15 protein-coding genes and 1 pseudogene are annotated in these 21,293 nt (G+C 58.8%); 4 read left to right on the top strand and 12 right to left on the bottom strand.

Going from position 1 to position 21,293, the window contains the following annotated elements:
* Nucleotides 1-29 precede the first annotated feature (29 nt).
* Entirely contained in the window at nucleotides 30-1,538 is a 1,509-nt protein-coding gene (locus tag ATY77_RS02030) for an O-antigen translocase (RefSeq protein WP_088685853.1), read from the top strand.
* A gap of 73 nt (nucleotides 1,539-1,611) precedes the next feature.
* Here the strand turns inward: ATY77_RS02030 and ATY77_RS02025 are convergent, their stop codons facing one another.
* From ATY77_RS02025 to ATY77_RS02000, 6 genes are read right to left on the bottom strand one after another with little or no spacing between them, the layout of a single operon-like run.
* Nucleotides 1,612-2,823 carry a DegT/DnrJ/EryC1/StrS family aminotransferase gene (locus tag ATY77_RS02025; RefSeq protein ID WP_088675762.1) on the bottom strand — a complete coding sequence of 404 codons (1,212 nt, stop codon included), beginning with the start codon at nucleotides 2,821-2,823 and terminating at the stop codon, nucleotides 1,612-1,614.
* Nucleotides 2,820-3,791: an NAD-dependent epimerase/dehydratase family protein gene (locus ATY77_RS02020; RefSeq protein ID WP_088675761.1), complete on the bottom strand. Its 972-nt coding sequence runs from the start codon at nucleotides 3,789-3,791 to the stop codon at nucleotides 2,820-2,822. Before ATY77_RS02020 ends, ATY77_RS02025 begins: the two co-directional genes overlap by 4 nt.
* A complete protein-coding gene (locus ATY77_RS02015; protein ID WP_088685852.1) occupies nucleotides 3,788-4,507 on the bottom strand; it encodes an acyltransferase in 720 nt (239 codons plus the stop codon). The genes ATY77_RS02020 and ATY77_RS02015 overlap by 4 nt, the downstream gene beginning before the upstream one ends.
* The gene (locus ATY77_RS02010) at nucleotides 4,497-5,600 is read right to left on the bottom strand and encodes a DegT/DnrJ/EryC1/StrS family aminotransferase (RefSeq protein WP_088685851.1); all 1,104 of its coding nucleotides are present in this window, start codon (nucleotides 5,598-5,600) and stop codon (nucleotides 4,497-4,499) included. Before ATY77_RS02010 ends, ATY77_RS02015 begins: the two co-directional genes overlap by 11 nt.
* Nucleotides 5,597-6,634: a Gfo/Idh/MocA family oxidoreductase gene (locus ATY77_RS02005; protein ID WP_088685850.1), complete on the bottom strand. Its 1,038-nt coding sequence runs from the start codon at nucleotides 6,632-6,634 to the stop codon at nucleotides 5,597-5,599. The genes ATY77_RS02010 and ATY77_RS02005 overlap by 4 nt, the downstream gene beginning before the upstream one ends.
* Nucleotides 6,631-7,137 (bottom strand): acyltransferase, encoded by a 507-nt coding sequence (locus ATY77_RS02000; protein ID WP_088685849.1) that lies wholly within the window; start codon nucleotides 7,135-7,137, stop codon nucleotides 6,631-6,633. The genes ATY77_RS02005 and ATY77_RS02000 overlap by 4 nt, the downstream gene beginning before the upstream one ends.
* A gap of 552 nt (nucleotides 7,138-7,689) precedes the next feature.
* On the opposite strand from ATY77_RS02000, the gene ATY77_RS01995 reads away from it, so the two are divergent.
* Nucleotides 7,690-8,469, top strand: coding sequence for a response regulator transcription factor (locus tag ATY77_RS01995; RefSeq protein ID WP_088685848.1), 780 nt, complete (start codon nucleotides 7,690-7,692; stop codon nucleotides 8,467-8,469).
* A 153-nt stretch (nucleotides 8,470-8,622) separates the two neighbouring features.
* On the opposite strand, the gene ATY77_RS01990 is transcribed toward ATY77_RS01995, so the two are convergent.
* The 4 genes from ATY77_RS01990 to ATY77_RS01975 are packed head-to-tail and all read right to left on the bottom strand — an operon-like array spanning nucleotide 8,623 to nucleotide 13,918.
* A complete protein-coding gene (locus ATY77_RS01990; protein WP_088685847.1) occupies nucleotides 8,623-10,464 on the bottom strand; it encodes a glycosyltransferase in 1,842 nt (613 codons plus the stop codon).
* Between the two features lie 4 nt (nucleotides 10,465-10,468).
* Nucleotides 10,469-11,512 (bottom strand): UDP-glucuronic acid decarboxylase family protein, encoded by a 1,044-nt coding sequence (locus ATY77_RS01985; protein ID WP_088685846.1) that lies wholly within the window; start codon nucleotides 11,510-11,512, stop codon nucleotides 10,469-10,471.
* Nucleotides 11,513-11,555: 43 nt separating this feature from the next.
* Nucleotides 11,556-13,046, bottom strand: coding sequence for a sugar transferase (locus ATY77_RS01980; protein WP_088685845.1), 1,491 nt, complete (start codon nucleotides 13,044-13,046; stop codon nucleotides 11,556-11,558).
* 14 nt (nucleotides 13,047-13,060) lie between these two features.
* A complete protein-coding gene (locus ATY77_RS01975; protein ID WP_088675752.1) occupies nucleotides 13,061-13,918 on the bottom strand; it encodes a WecB/TagA/CpsF family glycosyltransferase in 858 nt (285 codons plus the stop codon).
* 741 nt (nucleotides 13,919-14,659) lie between these two features.
* Here ATY77_RS01975 and ATY77_RS33100 point away from each other — a divergent pair.
* Both ATY77_RS33100 and ATY77_RS01970 read left to right on the top strand, forming a co-directional pair.
* Nucleotides 14,660-14,779 (top strand): annotated as a pseudogene (locus tag ATY77_RS33100) (IS5/IS1182 family transposase); the annotation flags it as partial.
* Nucleotides 14,780-15,239: 460 nt separating this feature from the next.
* The gene (locus tag ATY77_RS01970; protein ID WP_088685844.1) at nucleotides 15,240-17,495 is read left to right on the top strand and encodes a choice-of-anchor Q domain-containing protein; all 2,256 of its coding nucleotides are present in this window, start codon (nucleotides 15,240-15,242) and stop codon (nucleotides 17,493-17,495) included.
* 302 nt (nucleotides 17,496-17,797) lie between these two features.
* Here the strand turns inward: ATY77_RS01970 and ATY77_RS01965 are convergent, their stop codons facing one another.
* Nucleotides 17,798-19,927: a right-handed parallel beta-helix repeat-containing protein gene (locus tag ATY77_RS01965; RefSeq protein WP_088685843.1), complete on the bottom strand. Its 2,130-nt coding sequence runs from the start codon at nucleotides 19,925-19,927 to the stop codon at nucleotides 17,798-17,800.
* Complete coding sequence (locus tag ATY77_RS01960) at nucleotides 19,924-21,246, bottom strand: O-antigen ligase family protein (RefSeq protein ID WP_088685842.1); 1,323 nt, start codon at nucleotides 21,244-21,246, stop codon at nucleotides 19,924-19,926. The genes ATY77_RS01965 and ATY77_RS01960 overlap by 4 nt, the downstream gene beginning before the upstream one ends.
* Nucleotides 21,247-21,293: the final 47 nt, after the last annotated feature.

Genomic DNA, 21,293 nt, shown 5'->3' with positions numbered 1-21,293 from the left:
AACCCGGGCCTTACGGCTGGAGTTGAGCGATGACGCTACGCATGATCCCACCCAGCGGTCAGACTTATACCCAAATCCTGAAGTCGACGATGCTGATGGGCGGGTCATCGCTGATAAATGTCGTCCTGAGCATTATTCGCAACAAGGCGCTCGCCCTTCTGCTCGGTCCTGAAGGTATAGGGCTTCTCGGCCTTTACGGGGCGATCCTCGATATCGCGCAAGCGATAGCGGGTCTCGGCGTGAGCAGCAGCGGCGTGCGCCGGGTCGCCGAAGCGGCGGGCGCCGGCGACGAAGAAAAGATCGCGCGGTCGGCGACGGCGCTCAGGCGCATCTCGCTGGTGCTCGGGTTGCTCGGCGCGCTTTTGCTTGCGGCGCTGGCGTTTCCGGTGTCGAATTACACCTTCGGCGACTACCAGCATGCCGGCGGCATCGTGCTGCTGTCACTCGCGGTATTCTTCCGGCTCGTCTCTGCCGGGCAGGCCGCGTTGATCCAGGGCTTGCGAGGCATTGCCAATCTCGCCCGCATCAACGTACTTTCAGGGCTCTTCGGCACCATGGTGAGCATCCCGCTGATCTATCTGTTCGGCGAGAAGGCGATCGCACCCTCTCTCGTGGCGATCGCGGCCGTCTCGCTCCTTCCCACCTGGTGGTACAGCAAACAAATATCCACGCAGCCGCCGCCAATGTCGGCGCGCGAGTTCGGCTCGGAAGCCAAAGCTCTGTTCAGGCTCGGCGTCGCTTTCATGGCAAGCGGGCTTCTGACCTTCGGCGCGGCCTATGCCATTCGCATCATCGTGCTGAATGAAGGGGGCGTCGTCGCGGCGGGATTGTATCAGGCGGCCTGGGCGCTCGGAGGGCTCTATGCCGGTTTCATCCTTCAGGCGATGGGAACGGATTTCTATCCGCGCCTGACCGCAACCGCGGACAACAATGCCGAGTGCAACCGGCTGGTCAATGAGCAGGCGGAAATCAGCATGCTGCTGGCCGGCCCCGGTCTGATCGCCACGCTGACCCTGGCGCCGCTCGTGATGAGCTTGTTTTATTCGGCCGAGTTTCATGGGGCCGTGGAGCTTCTGCGCTGGATCTGCCTTGGAATGATGCTCAGGATCGTCGCCTGGCCGATGGGTTTCATCGTGCTCGCGAAGGGTGCGCAGACGATCTTCTTCTGGACGGAGGTTGCAGCAACATTGGTGCATGTCGGGCTGGCGTGGCTCTTCGTATCGAAGTTCGGCACGACAGGAGCCGGCACCGCGTTCTTCGGCCTCTACGTCTGGCATAGTATTCTGATTTACGTGATCGTGCGCCGCCTCACCGGCTTTCGCTGGTCGCGCGCCAATCGCAGGCACGCGCTTCTGTTCCTGCCGGCATCGGGGTTGGTCGTCTCGGCCTTTTTGCTCCTGCCGGCATGGTCGGCGATGGTGATCGGCTGTGTCGCCGTTGTGGTGACCGGGCTTTACTCGTTGCGCATGCTGGTGGAACTGCTTCCACCGGAATCGCTGCCCGCAATCGTCAGGGGATGGATCACGAAATCCGCATGAGAAAAGCCGCGCATCGGACGATGCGCGGCTTTTCTGATGTTCTATCCACACGCCTCAGCAGGCAGGCATTGCTTCAGGCAGGTACGACGTCCTGCTCGGGCTGACGGACGACGCGTTCGGCGTCGGCAACGGCCTGGCGCAATGCCCCGATGACCCTTTCGATATCGACCTCCGTCATCTGGGCGTAAAGCGGCAGGATGATCGTCTGTTGCTGCGCCGAAACGCTTCGCGTCAGGCTGGTGGCGGCGCGATGGGAGTTTTGGCCGGCATAGGCTCCCTCCAGATGAATGTTCATCACACCGCGTCGCGTCGATATTCCTTGATCGAGCAGCGCCTGCATGACGGCCCGCTGGTCGATTTCATCGGACAGTCTCACGCAGAAGCTTTGCCAGTTGCTGCGAGCCCAGCGGGGCTCGACCGGAATCGACAGACCGGGGATGGTGGACAGGCCCTCGCAATACTGCGAGGCGAATCGCCGTCGTTGCGCAACAAGCTCCGGCAGCCGGCGCAGCTGCACCCGTCCGACCGCCGCCTGGAGGTCGGTCATGCGGTAGTTGTAGCCTAGCTCGTCATAGTCCTCGAAGATCACCTGCTTGGAGCCGTGGCGGACAGCGTCGGTGACGCTCATGCCATGCTGGCGCCATAGCCGGAATTTCCGGTCATAGTCCGGATTCGCCGTCGTCAGCATGCCGCCATCGCCCGTGGTGACGACCTTTCGGGGATGGAAGGAGAAGCAGGCAATATCGCCATGGGGTTTGCCGATCTTTTCCCAGCGCCCTTCCCACAGGATTTCGCTTCCCGTCGCGCAGGCCGCATCCTCGATGACGGGTATCGAATGGCGCTTGCCGATCTCCACGATCGAGCGGAGATCGCAAGGCATGCCGAGCTGATGCACGCACAGGATCGCCTTGGTGCGGGGTGTGATCGCGGCTTCGATCAAGCCGGGGTCGATATTGTACCCATCCGGCTCGATGTCGACAAAGACGGGCACCGCATCGCAGTAGCGAACAGCGTTGGCGGTGGCGATGAATGAATGGCTGACGGTGATGACTTCATCGCCGGAACCGACGCCGGCCGCCTTCAAGGCCAGATGAAGCGCGGTCGTGCAGTTGGAAATGGCGCAGGCGTGCGGAGCGCCGACAAAGGATGCGAACTCGCTCTCGAAAGCGGCGACCTCGGGTCCCTGCGTCACCCATCCTGACAGAATGACGCGGCGCACGGCCTCGGCCTCTTCTTCCCCGAGAACGGGTTTGGCGACCGGAATTGCGGATTGAGGCGCGCTCATGCTGCCGCTCCCCCCGCGGCGGTCTGCTGCTGCCACCACGCGACGAGGTCACGAAGCCCTTGTTCCATCGAGATTTCCGCCTTGAATCCGAGCAACCGTTCGGCCTTGCTGATATCGGCGAGACGACGGGTGACGCCATTGACCGTCCGGGCCTCCTTGTGCTGCGGCTCGAGCGAAACGCCCATGACGCTGCTCAGCATCTGAGCGAGTTCCAGAAGACTTATTTCCTGGCCGCTGGCGACATTGAAGACTTCGTCGGTGACGTCGCTCTTGGCGGCGAGAATATTTGCCCGCGCGATATCGCGTGCATCGACGAAATCCATCGTCTGGCTGCCGTCTCCATAGATGAGCGGCGGCATTCCGGCCGCCAGACGTTCCATCCAGCGGATCAGAACTTCGGTGTAGGCGCCGTAAACGTCCATTCGCGGCCCGTAGACGTTGAAATAGCGCAGCGCCACATAGCGCAGGCCGTACATATCGGCGAAGCTGCGCAGCAAGCCCTCGTTGAAGGTCTTGGCCGCGCCGTAGATCGTCCGGTTATTGTAGGGGTGATGCTGCTCTGTGGTCGGGAAACTTTCGGCAAGGCCCAGCACCGAGGCGGAGGAGGCAGCAACGACCTTCGACACGCCTGCCTTCACGGCAGCTTCGAGAACATTGAATGTGCCTTCGGCCAGCACATCGAAGGCGAGCCGCGGTTCTTCGGCGCATTGCGTGATGCGGATCGCCGCCTGGTGGAAGACGGTGTCGACGCCTTCGAAGGTTTTCGCCAGAAGCGCTCTGTCGCGGATATCTCCGTCGATGATGTTGACGGACCCGCTTGATATCGCCGTGCTGAGATTGTCCCGGCGCCCGCGCACGAAATTGTCGAGGACGATGATTTCGCGAGGTTTTTCCAAGGCGACAAGATCGGCGATATGCGAACCGATCAGACCGGCGCCGCCGGTGATGAGCACTCGTTTGTTTCTCATGATCTTCCCTCACGCGACTTGTTCGTCATCGGATCATTCTCCGAACGCCAACGTATGAATTTCGCAGGTACGCCTGCGGCGACCGAGAACGGCTCGACGTCGGAAACGACGACTGCCCCCGCTCCAATGATCGCCCCCTTCCCGATGGTCACCCCGGGAAGAATGGTCGCATTCGTTCCGATGTCGGCCTCCGCGCCGATGCGCACCGGCCTGATTTCAAGATCCGTGCGAATGATCGGCACGTCCACCGGCAGCGCCGTGTGGGTCGAGCCCAGCACCTTGGCGCCGGGGCCCCAGCCGACGGAATCCCCGATCTCCAGATCGCGGGCGTCGAAATAGGCCATCGGGCCGATCCAGACATTGTTGCCGATCTTGCACGTCCCGTCGAAGCGTCCCTGGATATAGGCCTGGGCGCCGATGAACACGCCATCGCCGATTTCGAATGTTTCCGGATGTTTGAAGCCAGCGCCGCCTGCAACCTGCAATCCGGTGCCGCAACTCCGCGCGATCGCCTGCCAGATCGCTTTTCGCATCAGCGTGTCGACAGGGCCGTCTCCGGTCGCAAAGCGACCGTAGAGTTCGATCAGGCCCGCACGCCCGTATGATTGCCTGAGCTCTTCGGCGAGCCCGGCCTGATAAGCCGGATCCGCCGGCCGTTCGTGGCGGCCGTGGACCGCCTGCACGATCCGGGCCCCGCTTGCATGACTAGCTGACATAGGCATACTCCAGCGCGGCCGCGACCTGGTCGATATGCCGTGAAGGCATCTCGGGATAGATCGGCAAGGAGAGCACCTCGCGTGCCGCGGCTTCCGAGACGGGGAAATCGCCGGCCTGGTAACCGAGATCGGCATGGGCCTTCTGCAGATGAACGGGTATGGGGTAGTGCAATCCCGAAGGTATGCCCTCGGCGCTGAGCACACGCTGGAGTCCCTCGCGATCGGCGCTCCTGACGGCATAGACGTGATAGACGTGACGCCGGTCGGCTGTTTCGACGGGTAGTTTCAAATGTGGCAATCCAGCAAGCAGCGACGAGTAGCGGCGCGCATGAGCGCGGCGCGCCTCCGTCCAGTCCTCCAGATGCCGGAGCTTCACCCGCAGGATCGCGCCTTGAATGGCGTCCATGCGATAGTTGAACCCCTTCAGCAGATGGTGGTAGCGCTGTTCCTGACCCCAGTCGCGCAGCATACGCATCGTCTTGGCGTGGTCGTCGTTATTGGTGACAACAAGGCCTCCCTCGCCGCAGGCGCCGAGGTTCTTGCCCGGATAGAAGCTGAAACATCCCGATACGCCGATGCTGCCGGCGCGCCGCCCCTTGTATTGCGCTCCATGGGCCTGGCAGGCGTCTTCGATGACGGGGATGCCGTGGCGATCGGCAATCGCCTTGATCGCGTCCATATCGGCCATCTGACCGTAGAGATGGACGGGGATGATGGCCTTGGTCCGGGAGGTTATCTTCGCCTCGATCCCGGCCGGATCCATGGTGAGCGTCACGGGCTCGACGTCGACGAACACCGGCCGTGCGCCTGCGTAGCAGATTGCCGACACGGTGGCGACGAAGGTGAAGGGCACCGTGATGACTTCATCGCCGGGACCGATGCCTGCGGCAAGCAGAGCGAGATGCAGCGCGCTCGTCCCGGTGTTGACGGCTATTGCATGCTTGACATTGCAATAGTCGGCGAATTCCTGCTCGAAGCGCAGAACCTCTTCGCCCAGGACATATTGCCCGGAGGCGAGCACGCCGAGCACGGCGGCGTCGATCTCGCTCTTGATCGATTGATATTGTGCCTTGATATCGAGGAACGGGATCATGCAATGAGCCTCGCCTCTTCGAGCTCGATGATACGGCCGCGCTGAGCGAGCGACCGGCTTGCTGCTTCAAGGACCCGAACGACACGCAATCCGGCCTGCCCGTCCGTGATAGGCCGCGAATTCTGCTCGATGCACTCGACGAACTGATCCAGCTCGCGCTTCAACGCCTCGGTCATATCGAGCTTGGGCGCCCACATGTCGCCGCTGCGGTATCCCACCAGCATCTGGTGCACCTTCTCGCCATAGGCATCGGAATTCGGGCACATGGTGATGCCCTTGTCATAGACCTTGATCTTTTCGCTGGGCTCCAGATCGTCATAGACGATCATCTTGTTGCTGCCGCCGATCAGCGTGCGGCGCACCTTGACCGGGGCCAGCCAATTGACGTGGATATGTGCGATGAGCTTGCTCTCGAAGAAGAGCGTCAGATAGGCGATGTTCTCCGGCTCGCCGAGCACATGGCTCATGCCCGTCGCGGAAACGGCGACCGGCCTCTCCTGCAGGACATGGTCCAGGATGGAAAGATCATGCACCGCAAGGTCCCAGATGACGCTGACATCATGCTGGAAGAGCCCCAGATTGACCCGAACCGAGTCATAATAATACATGTCGCCGAGGCCGCTTTCGACCAGCTCGCGCATCTTGCGGACGGCGCCGGTGTGGACGAAGGTGTGATCGACGGCGAGCACGAGGCGTCGCCGCGCGGCTTCTTCGACCATCCGGGATGCTTCCTCCGTCGTCGATGCCATCGGCTTTTCGACGAAGACATGCTTTCCGGCCATCATAGCCTGCATTGCGAGCTTGTAGTGGGTCGAGACCGGCGTCGCGATCGCGATGGCATCCACTCTCGGATCACGCAGGACTTCCTCGAAATTATCGGTGATCGTGACTGCCGGATAGCGGCTTTTGACCGCCGCCAACCGATCGACATTGAGATCGCAGACTGAAATGAGCTGCGCCCCGGCCGCCTCCGAAATATTGCGGACCAGGTTCGGGCCCCAATATCCATATCCAACAACAGCAATGCCGATCATCGCATTCCTCCAAACGCTTGCATGTTTACTGACCGGTCATGAACGTGACCGGTGATCCTGGCCGGGACACCGGCAACAATGGCGCCGTCAGGCACATCCTTGGTTACGACAGCGCCGGCGCCGACCTGGGCGGCCTCTCCGATGGTCACGCCGGGCAGAATGGTGGCGTTGCTGCCGATCGATGCATGGCGCTTGACCAGTGTGGGAATGACGACCCAGTCGGCCTCCGTCTGCAGACTGCCGTCCGCATTCACGGCACGCGGGTAAGTGTCATTGGTGAACATCACCCCGTGGCCGATAAAAACGCCGTCCTCGAGCGTCACGCCTTCGCAGAGGAAGGAGTGGCTGGAGATCTTGCATTCTTTTCCGACGACGGCGTTTTTCTGAATCTCGACGAAGGTGCCGATGCGCGTTCCCGCCCCGATCGTGCAGCCGTAAAGATTTACGAGATCCGGATGGTGGATAATGGTGCCGTCATCCAGTTTGACGTTTGCTGCAATCATCCCTGCAAAACCCCCTACTCTTGAACAGGTCCAGACTTTCAGTTGAAACAAACAATCGCTTGATTGCACCCGAGGTTTCACACCGACAGGACTAATATTTTTCTACAGTTCAAAGAGAATTGTTTTCTGCATCTGAGTAAAGAAACAAAACGTTTAAGGTTATTCACCTAAAGGCGTATCTACTTAGGACGACTTACGTCCTAATCATATAACGACCGACGTTGGTGGCGGGCTCACCTGCCGCATCCGTTGCCGATCCTACGCCGGAGACTGCGATTGTTTCCATGCATTTAGTGGCCCGCCGCAAATCTACGGTGTAAAAAATAAGTTTAGTCTGAAGACTATCCAGTAACACGCAAGACTACTTCAGATTTATCTTTTCATTTCCGAATTATGATGGAAGTTGTGCGCGACTTAGCCTTTATTAGCTACTGTAACGTTCCGCGAACTGTGGTATTCGATTCCTACTTTAGAGTTTCCTAAACCCCCGTATTGAGAGGGGTCGGTACTCGGGGCGTAGTTCAGCGTAACGTGTTAGGGGAGGGTGAAGCTGTGAATTCAGCACTTATACCAAATTTGGACCTCAGGCAGGAGAACGTCGCTCTTCCGCTGAGGATGGAAAACAATTCGAACCCACCTGCCGTTCCGGGAAGACACACGCATTCGCTTGTCATTCTCGATAATCGTGAGCTCGATCGTCAATGCCTGGCGCAATGCATGTCTGCCCAGAAAGCGGATTTGCAGATTCTGGCATTCGGTTCAATTGAGGAGTGGAAGCAGAAGCGCGATGAATATCCGCCGCTTTCGGCAATCCTCTTGAACGTCGGCGGCAAGAAAATCGATGAGCCGGCCGTTTCGGAGCAAATCCGGAAACTTTCATCGGAATTCGTATCAACGCCACTCATCGTATTGGCCGATAGCGACGATTTCGGTCAGATCGTCAGGGCGCTCGAGTACGGAGCTAAAGGGTTCATACCCGCTTCAGTCAGCGTCAGCGTCTGCATGGAATTGATCGCCCTGTCGGTGGCGGGCGGAATTTTCGTGCCTGCAAGCGCCCTGTTCGCCATGCGTCACTTGCTGGACTCGAGCAATTCGACCGCACGCCCGCTGGCCGGCATATTCACGGATCGTCAAGTCGAAGTCGTGGAGGCGCTCCGACGCGGAAAGGCGAATAAAATCATCGCCTATGAGCTCAACCTGCGAGAAAGCACTGTAAAGGTGCATGTTCGCAATATTATGAAAAAGGTCAAAGCAACGAACAGAACGGAAGTCGTGTTCAAGCTCAACGATCTTTTTCTTTCGGGCGGCTCTGCTGCAAACAGCCTGTGCTGAGCGCATTCTCGCTCTAAATATCCTCGGTGGCTGCGCGGCAAATACGCCACCGAGTCCGAGATTTAACGCCGGAAACGCCTCAGTGGGAGCACCTGCAGCTTCACCTGGGGCGTTTCTCATACGCGCTTCTTCAGGTGAGTGCATTTCCCACAGCTAATTGCCGGTGCCCACGGGAGGCCTAGAAAGAGCCATTCGGATCCTGCGCAACAGGCCTCTCTGCGACTGAGGGACCAGACCCCGCGCAAGATGCCAGAGATATCGGAACTCCGGCAGAGGCGGTACATTCGGCCTCAGGCGATTCAGGCGCAGCTTGATCATGAGGCCATCGACGCCGGAATATAGTCGAAGGCGCCAGGAGGCGTCACGTTTGAAGCGTAGAGATGCTGGTTTCTCGTCAGTCCCGCTTCCGCCAATAGGAGCGGCACGAAGAACATTTGCAAGATCTGGCTGGTGACAGCGCTCAAGAATATCGGAGAACCTTGCAAGCCACTCGGAATCGCTCCGCTCGGGAATCTGGTGAATGCTTCTTCGATCCCTGCCATACCGTCCCGAGACGCTCCCTTCTCCTGAGCGACTAAGTTGCGAGATGACGAGGCGCGCGCGCCTGAATTCGTCGTGGGACAGCGATGGGTAGAAATCCTGCAGCCTCCGCGCCCGCTCAAACTGGCCCCTGCAGATCAAAGAGAGAAGGAAGTACGCCCACTCGACCGGATCCGGGTTTATCGCCCCATATTCGGTCATGGTCACCTTAACCAGGTCCACCAGAAGGTCATGGGCGCGATCGGCGTCGCCCTCCTGCAATGCACAGATGGCAAGGCGGAATTTGGCCTCGGGCAGGTAGGATACATAGTCCAGGCAGCGTGCGTAGCACTGCTTGGCCTCCTCCACCTTGCCCTCTTCGAGAAGCAAGTCGCCCTGCTTCAGCAAAACGCGATCGCTCGCTTCCCCGACGATATGGACGCTCTCTTGCTTGGAGCTACGCTTGACCTTTGCAAGATCGGCGAAAGGGCCGGACTGGATGATCTTTTCGCCGAACTGCAGGCCTCTGTTCAACATAAACCACTGATATATTTGCGGCCTGTGCCTCAGCGTATGGCGCGAATGGATCAAACTGTGACCGGCTGTCGTGATACGCTCTATCTCGTCGGGATGGGCAAAAAGGTAATCCAGCCGCTCGACCACGTTGCGACTGTCAACAAAGACACCGTTTTCCATGTCGACAAAGCCGGCTGCTTCCACTGCTGCCGTGCGTTCCGTCACGAGACAGGCCCTCGCCCCGGGAATCTCAAAGTGCTTGCGCACGACCTCGCCGCCCATGGTGCCGCATGTGGGGACCAGGAGGCTCGCGTTGAGTGCGCGGGCATAAGCCTCGCCGGACAGGAGCTGGGAAGCGAGCTTGCTTTCATAGGCGTGTTGCGGTGAGACCAGGCAGGGGTAACGGTCCCGGATCATCGGAAAGACCGTCTGCCGCCAGGGATAAAGCCCATAGGCTTGACCTGTCAGCGTGACCGGGATGACCTTTTGCTGACCATAGTCGCGGTAGACTTCCGGATCGATGAAATTTGGCCAGACGAACAGATTCTCCTTCACCGCCGGCATATATTCCGGAGTCATGGTTGCGATCGCGAAATACGTCTCGATGCCCCACTGCTCCATATCGGAAAGGAAGCCCGCGCGCCGATCGCACCATGGGTCGGCATTATGAAGACCAAGCTTCGGTACGGCGAAATGGGTATTGGTGTTGGTGATTTTTATCCGATGTGAGCCATGCGACCGATAACCGCTCTCGAACAGCGTCAGATCCGGCTCGTGCTTGTCGCATATCTCCGCATAATCGCAGTCGCGGTTGATGACGACGACATCGAAATGTGTTGCGAGGCATTTGACCTGCTGCTGCATGTGCAGCAGCAGGTAACCGGCCGCGTTCGCATTGGGCTGATGGTCCCATTGAAAGAAAACGAGACGCGGCTTTCGCTGATCAACGTTGCTATTCATGTCCCTATCGAATGGCTTCAGGAACAGTGCGTTCGACGGTCGGAGCCGCCAGATGCGGGTAAGCCTCCTGCGAGGGCTTGACGTTGAGCCTGTTCCGCGCGCCGCCGGAAAGCTTCCACTCGAAATAAGCGATCGTCTTCTCGAGCCCGTCATGCAGGTTCACCGTCGGCTGCCAGCCGAGATCCTGCTTTGCGCGGCTGATATCCGGCTTGCGCTGCGTCGGGTCGTCGACCGGCAGAGGCTTGTAGACGATGGTTGATTTCGATCCGGTCATTTCGATGACCATTTCGGCCAGTTCCCGGACCTGGAACTCGCCGGGATTGCCGAGATTGATCGGGCCTGTCACCCCGGCCGGCGCCGCCATCAGGCGGATGAAGCCTTCGATCAGATCGTCCACATAGCAGAAGGAGCGTGTTTGCGTGCCGTTGCCGAAGATGGTGATCGGCTCGTTTTGAAGCGCCTGAACGATGAAATTGGAGACGACGCGGCCGTCATTGGTCTGCATGCGCGGCCCGTAGGTATTGAAAATCCGCGCCACGCGGATTTCCACGCCATATTGACGGTGGTAGTCGAAGAACAGCGTTTCGGCGCAGCGCTTGCCTTCGTCATAGCAGGCACGGGGACCGATCGGATTGACGCTGCCGCGATACTCCTCGGGCTGGGGATGGACTGCCGGATCGCCGTAAACTTCGCTCGTGGAGGCCTGGAAGATTTTCGCCTTGGTGCGTTTTGCCAGGCCGAGCATGTTGATGGCCCCGTGCACATTGGTCTTCACGGTCTGCACCGGATCGAATTGATAGTGGACCGGAGATGCCGGGCAGGCGAGGTTGTAGATCTCGTCGACCTCCACATAGAGCGGGAAGGTAATGTCGTGGCGGAGCACCTCGAAACGAGGATCGTCAAGAAGATGCAGCACGTTGTCACGCGAACCGGTGTAGTAATTGTCCACGCAGAGGACGTCATTGCCCTCTCGCAATAGCCTTTCGCACAGGAATGATCCCAGAAATCCCGTGCCGCCGGTTACCATAACTCGTTTTTGTCCGTGCATTGGTGTGCTCCCTGTTGATGGTTGCTTCGCGAAGCGAGGATCGTCAGTAGGCTCCCCTACGCTTGAAGAGCGCAGGGATTGTGCTGAAAAGAATTTGGCAGTCGAACCACAGGGACCGATTGTCGATGTAGAACTCGTCAAGTTGCTGCTGCAGCTCGATATCCGCATTGCTTCGTTCGGATATTTGCCAAAGGCCCGTGAGCCCCGGCGTGACGGAACGGCGCTTGGCTCGAAATTCGCTGTTCATGGCCAGGAGGTGATATTCGGGGAACGGACGCGGTCCGACGATGGCCATCTCGCCCGCAATGATGTTCACCAATTGCGGAAGCTCATCGATGCTCGAAGAGCGCAGCATGTGTCCGATAACCGGAAGGACGCGCGGATCCTCCTTGAGCTTGAAATGGCTCAACCACTCGGCGCGCATAGCGGGGTTGTCTCGGAACAGTGCTTCAAGGCGCTGTTCAGCATTCTGATACATCGTCCGCAATTTCAGAACGTGCACCGGCTTACCGGACCGCCCCTCCCTGGTGTGCCGGAAGAAGACGGGGCCTGGATCAATGGCATAGATTGCGGCCGCGGCGAACGCGATGAACGGCGCGACCACGATCATTGCAGGGACGGCGATTGCGAGATCGAGGATCCGTCGAACCAGATCCGAGTTCGCTGACTTCTCACAAGTGGCGAGGCGAATACCGATCTCTCCGCCGACATCCGCGGGTCGCAGTCCGCTTACCTTGAGGTTCGGCGTGTCGGACAGCAGAACGACTTCGGCGAACTTCCGGCGCATCACCGCCAAATCGGGTATCGGCGAGCCCGGGTCGCCCGCAACCACGGCAATGGAGGACCCGCCATCGGGCAAAGCCTCCAAAGTATCGGCGAAAAAAGGCTCCGGCCTGATGCCATACTGCCAGTGATCCTTGAAATGGGCCACGAGAGCGGGAGCAAGGTTGCCTGCCCCGATGACAACCGCGCGCTCCCCCCAGACTCCGAGCTTCCGGCAAAGGCCCCGTGCAAGCCAATGCACAAATGGCTGTACTATCAGCCCGAGAGCGAGGAACCCGATAGTGGCAAGCAGCAGTCGCTCCCCCTCCGGCAGGATAATTGCTCCGAACGCCGCCAGGACAGCCACCTTGACGGCAGCTAAAGTGCGCCGCCGCAGATGTTCGTGGTCATGCAGCCGGTATCCAGGATAGAGGCCGGCCGATGCGTAAAGAATGATCGCGGCGAGTGCTGCGATCGCGAACGTACGCTCGACCAGCGAGCCCTCCAAACCACCGGGGAGAAGGGACACGAGAACAAAATAGGCAATCAAATAGCCCGCAATGTCGCCGGCGACCAGGAAGGACGAGGTTGCAAGCCGAGGAAGCCGACGCCGTAGTTCGGGCATATTCGGCCCTGCCCAGTCAAAGGCATCGGCGGTCTTGGCTGCTATGGGCGGCACGGAACCTGCCGGGATCACCCGCGCCGTCATATCACTTGATGTCGCTGCCTTCGACGGACGCGGTCTTACTTCTGTCGATGCAAATAAGGACATGACGCTTTACCCCTCTACTGCATTTGTCCTGACGCGCCCGATCCAGAAATAGCGTCTTCGATCGGAAACTTCCGAAGCCCCAGTCTCTGGAATGCTGACAGTGAGATGAAGGTCGGCACGACGAGCGCGTAGCGCCGCCACAGCCGCCGCGGCTCGCACAGAAGACGAAACATCCATTCGAAGCCGCTTCTTTGAATGAATCTCGGAGCCTGCCGCTTGAGGCCGGCGTGGAAATCGAATGCGGCTCCGACACCGATGAGCATCGATGCGTCCAGACGATCACGCATGCGCGCCATCCAGAGTTCCTGCTTGGGACTGCTCAGCCCGACCCAGATGATATCGGCGCCCGATCGATTGAGCCGGTCAGCAATTTCCGTTTCCTCCGGCGTCGACAGGCTGCGAAAAGGTGGCGCATAGGAGCCGACGATCTGTGCTTTCGGAAATTTCTCGAGAAGGCGCGCCTGCAGTTGTTCGAGCGTTTCGGCCGTTGCGCCATAAAGGAAGTGGCGCAAGCCGTTGGAGCTGCCGGAATCGAAAACGGACAACATGAGATCCGGTCCATAGACCCTGTCGCTTTCGGCATGGCCCGCACGCTTCAATGCCCATACCAACGGCATGCCGTCAGGAGTTACGAGGAAAGCCCGGTTATGTATCGACCGGAGCTCGGGATCATCTTGACATCGGACGACGCCGTGTGCGTCGCGTACGCACACATATCCCTTCCTACCGTCCTCGATCGCTTTTTGAATAAAACCAGTCGCGCTTTTGAGATTAACTGCCGAAATGCGAACACCAAGGACATTAATCCATTCCAAAGAACTCGTTTGATTGAGAACTGAATCTTGGCTGCCGTCTACTGGTTGCTTTCTCATGACCTACGCTTTCGCGATCTAAACTGTCATCAGAATATGCTGCCAGGACGATTGCCTCCATACTTGCGCCTCCAACTGTTGGACGTAGAAGAGACCTCGTGTTTCTACGTCTTAGGCTGAGATAGGTTACATATTCGAAGTAAGGTGACGTACCCCTCGGCTTGCCAGGTTTGCTCTTTTTGATGAGCGCGGCCCCGAAAGAGCGGTCAAACCACGCAAAGCCGCAGAAGATAGTCGCTTCGCGCATAAATAGAGTTCGAGCGTGAATAAAGCCGGCAGGGAGACATGCCGAACCCGAAATGCGCGATGAGGGCCCCGGCTGGCAAGCCTCCAGAGCTTCCCGGCAGCACCAACCAGCTGCAGAAAGACTTGAGCACTGATTGATATAGTCTACGCAGGATCTTCGAGCGGATCTGGCCGCGGCTTCGCCTCGACGCTCAAAATGCTTTCACCTTGACGTGATGGCTCATTCGATGGATCGGCAGGCCTCCGGCCGCGTCGCAGTTTTCATGACCTTCGTCCGTCGGATGCGTGGACCTCGCCTATGCCGAGGAAGGCTGCAACCGCCATCCTGAAGTTCCGGGGAACCTTCAGTGCAGAAGTGCCGAGACAGCTTGCTGTCAATAATATAGCCCCGCCCACTATCGGGACGCCTGCCTCACTCCACCGGATGACGATTCAAAGGCTGGGTTTCCCGGGCTGGAGCAACGCCGATTCATCACCTGACTTCTGGAGGCGGTGATGGATTGCGACGCACATCGAGATGATCAGTGCAGGAGCTTTGTGCCGTGTGAGACCAGAGGGAGACGCGGTCTCCGCACGGATAATCGAACACTTTTGGACGCGCTTTTGTGGATGGCGAGTGAGTCGCTGGCCGTCGATATGCTGCCTTATAAAGTGGTGAGCAGGCCCCGATGCCCCTGCACGGCGGCCATTTATTACGCAAAAGATGCCAAAAATTGTTAAATTGAGAAAAAAAATGCCGTTTTTTCGTTTCGGAGGAAAAATCCACTCACCCCATCGGGTTTCCTTAATGTTTTCAATAGGGCTATGTCACTGTAGTTGTAGAAAGAATAATTCGCGGCAAACGGGACCTTTATACTGCCCCAATTTGAGCGACTCGAAATTCCGCAAATATTTCAAAATGTAACTTTGGAGTGATTTGGACATTGTGGCAGCAATAAGGCTCATTCATCTCAAGCACTTACTGTCGCGTTGCTGTTGCGCCCTCGAAAACGTCGGCCTATAAACCGCGCCGCAACGAGTGATTAGCTAAAATTAGCAATTGGTAAAGAACAACGCTAAGGTTGAGGACAAGACAATGACGACATACTACGTAGCAACGACCGGCAGCAGCGGCGGCAACGGCAGTGCCTCGTCTCCTTTTCGCACGATCAGCGAGGCAATGGCATCGAACCTTAGGCCCGGCGACGAGGTCGTGGTAAAGGCGGGGACCTACAACGAGGCCATCAACATCGACAAGGACGGCTCGGCAGCAGGCAACATCACGCTGCGCTCGGAAGTTCCCGGCGGGGCGCTGATCCGGCCGCCCGAGGGCTCGTGGAACGCGATTAGTGTCAACGCCAACTACGTTGTCGTTAAGGGCTTTGACATTGGCGGCGCCAACGGCGACGGCATCGAAGCGAACAATGTCCACCACATCCAGATCCTCGATAACAAGGTCCACGGCAGCGGGGAGTCGGGCATCCAGTTCAACCAGTCGGACTTCATCCGCATCGAAGGCAACGAGACCTACAATAACGCATCGACGGGTTGGTTCTCGGGCATCTCGATCTACCAGAACCGGAACATCACCGGCGACACCTCGACGGACGGCTACCGGACGATCGTGCGGAACAACATCTCGCACGACAACGTCACGAAGTCGGGTGCACACACCGATGGCAACGGCATCATCATCGACGACTTCCAGAGCACCCAGACGAGCGGTCATCCGAACTACACGTTCAAGACCCTGGTCGAGAATAACCTCGTCTACCAGAACGGCGGCAAAGGCATCCAGGTTACCTGGAGCGACTCCGTCACGGTGAAAAACAACACCGCATACCACAACAATCAGGACCCGCAGAACAGCGGCACCTGGCGCGGCGAGCTCAGCAACTCGGCGTCGAGCAACAACACCTGGGTCAACAACATCGCCGTCGCGGACCCGTCGATCAACAAGAACAACACCGCGATCGATAATACGTCGACCGACAGCTACAAGAACAGCAACGTCGTCTGGGCCAACAACATCACCTATAACGGCACGGCCGGCCAGGCCTCGGTCAAAACCGACGGCGGCAACGCGATGCCGAGCGCGGCGGACGGTAACAAGCTCGGCGTCGATCCGAAATTCGCGGGGGCAGCGAGCGACAACTTCCACCTCGGCTCGGGCTCGTCGGCGATCGACGGCGGAACCAGCAAATACGGCGTCGCCTCCGTCGATCTGGACGGCCACGCTCGCGTCGTTGGGACTGTCGATATGGGCGCCTATGAATCGGGCTCCAGCTCGACACCGACCACGCCAACGCAACCGACTACACCAACCACACCAACCACACCAACCACACCAACCACACCGACTACGCCGACAACCCCGACCTCGCCGACCTCGCCGACGAAGGTAATCACCGGCACCGACGGCAACGACATCCTGCCGCACACCGGTCAGTCCAACGCCGGCAACGAAACCTACAAGGGTCTCGGCGGTAGTGACGTGTTGAAGGGCGGCGCCGGCGCGGATGTGCTGGACGGTGGCAGCGGCACCGACACGGCCAGCTATGCAGGCTCCACCGCGGTCAACGTCAACCTGGCGACGAAGGCCGCATCGGGCGGGCAAGCTGCCGGTGACAAGATCGCCAGCATCGAAAACTTGACTGGCTCCAGCTACAACGACGTGCTGACCGGCGGCAATGGCGGCAGCAACGTTCTCAATGGTGGGGCTGGCGCGGACAAGCTCAGCGGCGGCGCCGGCGGGGACATTCTCAATGGCGGGACCGGCACCGACACGGCCGGCTATGCGGGCTCCGGCGGTGTGAACGTCAACTTGGCGACTGGCGCCGCATCGGGCGGCCATGCCGCCGGTGACAAGTTCATCAGCATCGAAAACGTGACTGGCTCCAGCTACAACGACGTGCTGACCGGAAATAGCGGCAGCAACGTTCTCGATGGCGGGTCCGGCGCGGACAAGCTGAACGGCGGACTCGGCAACGACAAGCTGATCGGAAAAGCCGGCGCAGACATTCTGACCGGCGGCGGCGGCGGCGATACCTTCGTCTTCGACGTGAAGCCCGACAATATCAGCATGGACAAGATCCGCGATTTTTCCTCTGCAGCGGGCGACAAGCTGATGCTCGATCATTCGGTGTTCACCGCGCTCAGCCTCTCCCATTTTTCGGACGAGAATTTCGTTCTCGGAACAAAAGCGCTGGAGGCTGATGACAAGCTGATCTACGATCAGAAGAGCGGCATTCTATCCTATGACGCGGATGGAAGCGCGGCGGGCGCGGCCGTTCATGTCGCGGATCTCGATAATTCCGCAGCACTTCACTTCAAAGACTTCGTGCTTGTCTAATAACCGGGTCGGCCCGTCGCCTTTCAGGCGGCGGGCCTACACGTCACGGGCAGTCGTGTCTCTTCCTCTTTCCGGCACGACAATCCCGACCCCCTTTTCCGTTGACGCCACGCTCTCCGCAAAGGAGATACCTTTGCGCTGGATCGTCTATCGCCCCGGGAACCCGCGTTTGCCTTTGGTCTCACCCGGCACAGAGCCCCTGACACGCTCCCCTTGATCATCTCGACGTGCGTCGCATCCATCACGGACCTCCAAAAGTCAGTGTTGAACCTGAGTTGAGTCAGCCCGGACATTCTCCCCTATTACTCGGGCGTTGCGACTACGCTGTCGGTGTCCGCCCCAGCCTTCTGAAGATCTCGTAAACTGCCAAATTCTCCCCGAGGCGTGATCTTCGGATGTATTCGGAAGCTCTTGTCGTTCAAATTGCCGGTGTAGCGGTTATGTGCGAACTGCACGTATCCGGACCCATGGTCAGGAGCGTAGACATAGGCTGCCAGCCCGTTGCTACTGTCGATCGACACGATATTGTTCTCGATACGATTAGGACGCGCCCATGGCGGATGCCAACCCCTGCCCGTACTATCATCAACGCGAAAAGCCGCGCCCGATCCGTGCGTGATGACGTTTCCCGTCACCAGGTTGCTCCAGCCGCCGTTGATGCCGATCGCCGATATATTGTCCGAGAGCGTATTTCCTTCGATGCGCACACCGCTGGCTTTGCCATCGGTATAGATTGCCCAGCTGATAGGGGTCGGCCACTCATTGATATTTTCATATCCGGCAGGCCAGAACGTCCCATCGGCCCTGTTCATAAGCTGGCCTGTCCCGGTCACCAGATTGTAGCGGATGCTGCTGTTCATGAGGTCGGCCTGCTCGCCCATCAGCTTGATGCCACCGCCATCTGCCGTTTGCTGATTGGCATTGCGGACCTCGTTATATTCGATGACTGCGTCGTAGACTGCGTCTTGCGCACCCCACAGTGAGCCGCCGGCGATACCGAACTGCGCGGTATTTTCGACCAGGTTATGGGCGATCCTGATGTTGTCGGCCGCTTGGAACCATATTCCCGCGGTTTCAAAATAGACCCTTCCGACGTCATGGATATGGTTCGACAGGATTCTGGCGCCGTTCGATTTGCCGAAGCTGCCATAAGTCGTGCCGATGTAAATCCCGTTGCCAGCCACATCTCCGATCACGTTGCCGGCAATCAGAACATCCTCGCTTTCGCTTACGTGAATGCCGACGCCGACATTTTTCATGACGTTGCCGAGCAGCCTGACGCGGTCTGCATGCTCGAGCCGTATGGCGCCAAAGCCTCTGGTGTCGGTATAGAACTTGCCGCTGCCCTGCGGACCTCCGTCACGAAACTCGAGGCCCGAGACAACCATGCCATCGGCCCCGTCCAGCTTGAAGAATGTCGGCAGGATGCCGGCGACAACCGCGGAGCTCGGGAATAGTCTATCGGTAGGGATATAGGTCAGCTGTCCCGCAGCGACGTCATACCGCCACTCCCCAGGAACATCGAGCAGGGCCGCTGCCCCCGTCAAGAAATAGCGGCTGCCTTCTGCGGTGAAAAAATAGCCGGTGCCTTTGGTATGAACAGTCCGGGTTGCCGCGTCGATTGAAACAGCCGGGAGAGTGTCACTGCCCCATTGGCTTCCCGGCTGGTAGCCGCCAACGATGTGGACGACAAGCCCGGTTGGATCTTCCAACGCCGGAAGATCACCGGCACGGAAGCAAAAGCGCGTATTACCTTGCCAAATATCGCTGTCCGGCTCGCACTTGGCTGCAAACAACCATCCCTTACGCGGATCTCCGCCAAGGGGAGCGTTGGGAAAGCGGGCCCGAGTTTGCAGGATCCCATCGACGAAGAGATCGCCCACCGCCTCATCGGGCGGCAACCTCAGCGGTGCCGTCCAGCGACCATCGGCCTGAGGCGCCCAGTTGCGCATAAGCGGGCCACCGTGCAAAATCGGCATTTCGTTACATCTCGCCGCGATGACCAGGCCCGCATCGCGAGCATCGAAGACTATCGGTTGAACGAGATAGTAGTCTCCATTGCCCATTGCGATTGTGTTTTGGCCGCCGTTCTGGCGCGCAGCATCCCGAGCTTTTTCAATGCTGGCAAAGGGACCGTCGGTACCCTGAGGGTTTGGTTTGGCAAGACGTCCGCTCCAGTTGTCTTTGCCATTGGGAGAAACATAGAACACTGTCCGGACCGCGGATGTGCCGGTCAATACATCGCTCAGCGAAGTCCCCTTCAGCTTGTCCGAAAGGGTCGCCGGCGACGCTTCCGCGCAAGTCGCTTCCCTGACAGCTGTCCGCAGCCTGTCGGGCGCATCTGCATCCTGGCTCACCGATGCCAAGTTGCTCGGCTGCGGAAAGAGCATCGCAAGCAAAACGCCAAAGATCGGTGCGAAACGCAGCCTCATGAGACTTGCAGCTCCGCCGCTCCGCTCCGTGCCGGTGCCCGCAGTCGCCGGCCAGGAGCCGTCGAAACCACAGGCGCGTACAGCGAGAACATGATGATGCCCGTTATGAACAGAATGAATATCGCGTCATTCTGGATCAGGAAGATGGTCTCGGTCAGGTTCATCACCAAAATCACGACCGTGAAGACATTCATCCAGAGCCAGCCGTAATGCTGATCCCGGCACTGAAGGACGGCCCCTTGGCGTAGTGCCTGCAAAACCATCAGAGCGAACAACGCCATTCCGCTTATTCCGAAGCTCAGCATCGTATCGCGAAATCCATTATGGGCGTGGGGAGCCATCCACTGGATCTTTGACCAGATAATCCAGGCTTCCGGGTTCGCCTCCGTCCAAAACGCCTGGTAGCCGAAGCCGAGCAGCAGATGATCGGCTATCTGACCATCGACCAGCTCCCACAAGGGCACTCGACCCGTCAAAGTCGCATCCTTGCCGAGCGCTTCAAGGAATGGGACCAGGAATTCGTGAAGCCAAAGGAGGAGCCCGACAGCCAGTTGTACGAAAAACAGGATGAAGACGATGCGACTGATGCCACGGAGCCGCTGCAAGACGGAGTAGAAGCCGATCAAACAATAGGCTGATACCGTCGCAATGATCGCGGTCATCGATCCGGAGCCCACGAGACAAATCCCACCCGCAATCAGCAACAGCAAAGCGGCTCGTCGCAAGCCCCGGTCGGCGTCCATTAAAACGGCGGTCGCCGCCAGTATCATCATGCCGGCATACCAACCGAGACTGTTCTTGTGAATGAAGACGCCCCGCAGCGCGCCGTCCAGCGGCATGCGGGCGAGACCCGGCGACGCTACGAAAATCAACAGGCTAAGGATGATACATGTTCCGAAGGTCGCAAATGCAAGGAGAAGCAACTGTCTCGGTGTGAAGCGTATCGCCAGCACATAGGCCAGAAGTACCGTAAAGAGCAGGCCGATGGCGCGCCTGAATGTCGTTGATGGGCCTACCGACCAGAAGACAGATACAAACGGTATGGCAACCATCACGGGGACAAGCCAATTTCGCTTGAGCGCGGTGAGAAATTGCGGAAGATTTCGTACCAGCATCAACAATGTAAACCCGTATACGGGTAGGCAAAGCAGACGTAGTATAGACCTGGCATGATCGCTGAGCGCTCCGTCCGCATCCGCCAACAGGAGCGGAAAAAGCGCGCCTGTTTGAAGAAAAAGGCACACGCCGGCGCCCCAGCACTCTATCGCTCGCCAACTGAGGGTCGGCCCATTGGCTACTCCAAGCGTATAGGCTCTCATTACCGCTCCCAACTCTTAGACGGATGAGAGGCTGTTGATCGCGGCAA

This window comes from Rhizobium sp. R634, assembly GCF_002211305.1.
Classification (GTDB): domain Bacteria; phylum Pseudomonadota; class Alphaproteobacteria; order Rhizobiales; family Rhizobiaceae; genus Rhizobium.
Note: the sequence above shows the minus strand (reverse complement) of the source record. Positions and strands in the feature narration are given on the sequence as shown.

What these genes read in the sequence shown, in the direction of transcription:
- ATY77_RS02030 (WP_088685853.1), top strand. Translation starts at nt 30, where the DNA reads ATGACGCTACGCATGATCCCACCCAGCGGTCAGACTTATACCCAAATC.
- ATY77_RS02025 (WP_088675762.1), bottom strand. Translation starts at nt 2,823, where the DNA reads ATGAGCGCGCCTCAATCCGCAATTCCGGTCGCCAAACCCGTTCTCGGG.
- ATY77_RS02020 (WP_088675761.1), bottom strand. Translation starts at nt 3,791, where the DNA reads ATGAGAAACAAACGAGTGCTCATCACCGGCGGCGCCGGTCTGATCGGT.
- ATY77_RS02015 (WP_088685852.1), bottom strand. Translation starts at nt 4,507, where the DNA reads ATGTCAGCTAGTCATGCAAGCGGGGCCCGGATCGTGCAGGCGGTCCAC.
- ATY77_RS02010 (WP_088685851.1), bottom strand. Translation starts at nt 5,600, where the DNA reads ATGATCCCGTTCCTCGATATCAAGGCACAATATCAATCGATCAAGAGC.
- ATY77_RS02005 (WP_088685850.1), bottom strand. Translation starts at nt 6,634, where the DNA reads ATGATCGGCATTGCTGTTGTTGGATATGGATATTGGGGCCCGAACCTG.
- ATY77_RS02000 (WP_088685849.1), bottom strand. Translation starts at nt 7,137, where the DNA reads ATGATTGCAGCAAACGTCAAACTGGATGACGGCACCATTATCCACCAT.
- ATY77_RS01990 (WP_088685847.1), bottom strand. Translation starts at nt 10,464, where the DNA reads ATGAATAGCAACGTTGATCAGCGAAAGCCGCGTCTCGTTTTCTTTCAA.
- ATY77_RS01985 (WP_088685846.1), bottom strand. Translation starts at nt 11,512, where the DNA reads ATGCACGGACAAAAACGAGTTATGGTAACCGGCGGCACGGGATTTCTG.
- ATY77_RS01980 (WP_088685845.1), bottom strand. Translation starts at nt 13,046, where the DNA reads ATGTCCTTATTTGCATCGACAGAAGTAAGACCGCGTCCGTCGAAGGCA.
- ATY77_RS01975 (WP_088675752.1), bottom strand. Translation starts at nt 13,918, where the DNA reads ATGAGAAAGCAACCAGTAGACGGCAGCCAAGATTCAGTTCTCAATCAA.
- ATY77_RS01970 (WP_088685844.1), top strand. Translation starts at nt 15,240, where the DNA reads ATGACGACATACTACGTAGCAACGACCGGCAGCAGCGGCGGCAACGGC.
- ATY77_RS01965 (WP_088685843.1), bottom strand. Translation starts at nt 19,927, where the DNA reads ATGAGGCTGCGTTTCGCACCGATCTTTGGCGTTTTGCTTGCGATGCTC.
- ATY77_RS01960 (WP_088685842.1), bottom strand. Translation starts at nt 21,246, where the DNA reads ATGAGAGCCTATACGCTTGGAGTAGCCAATGGGCCGACCCTCAGTTGG.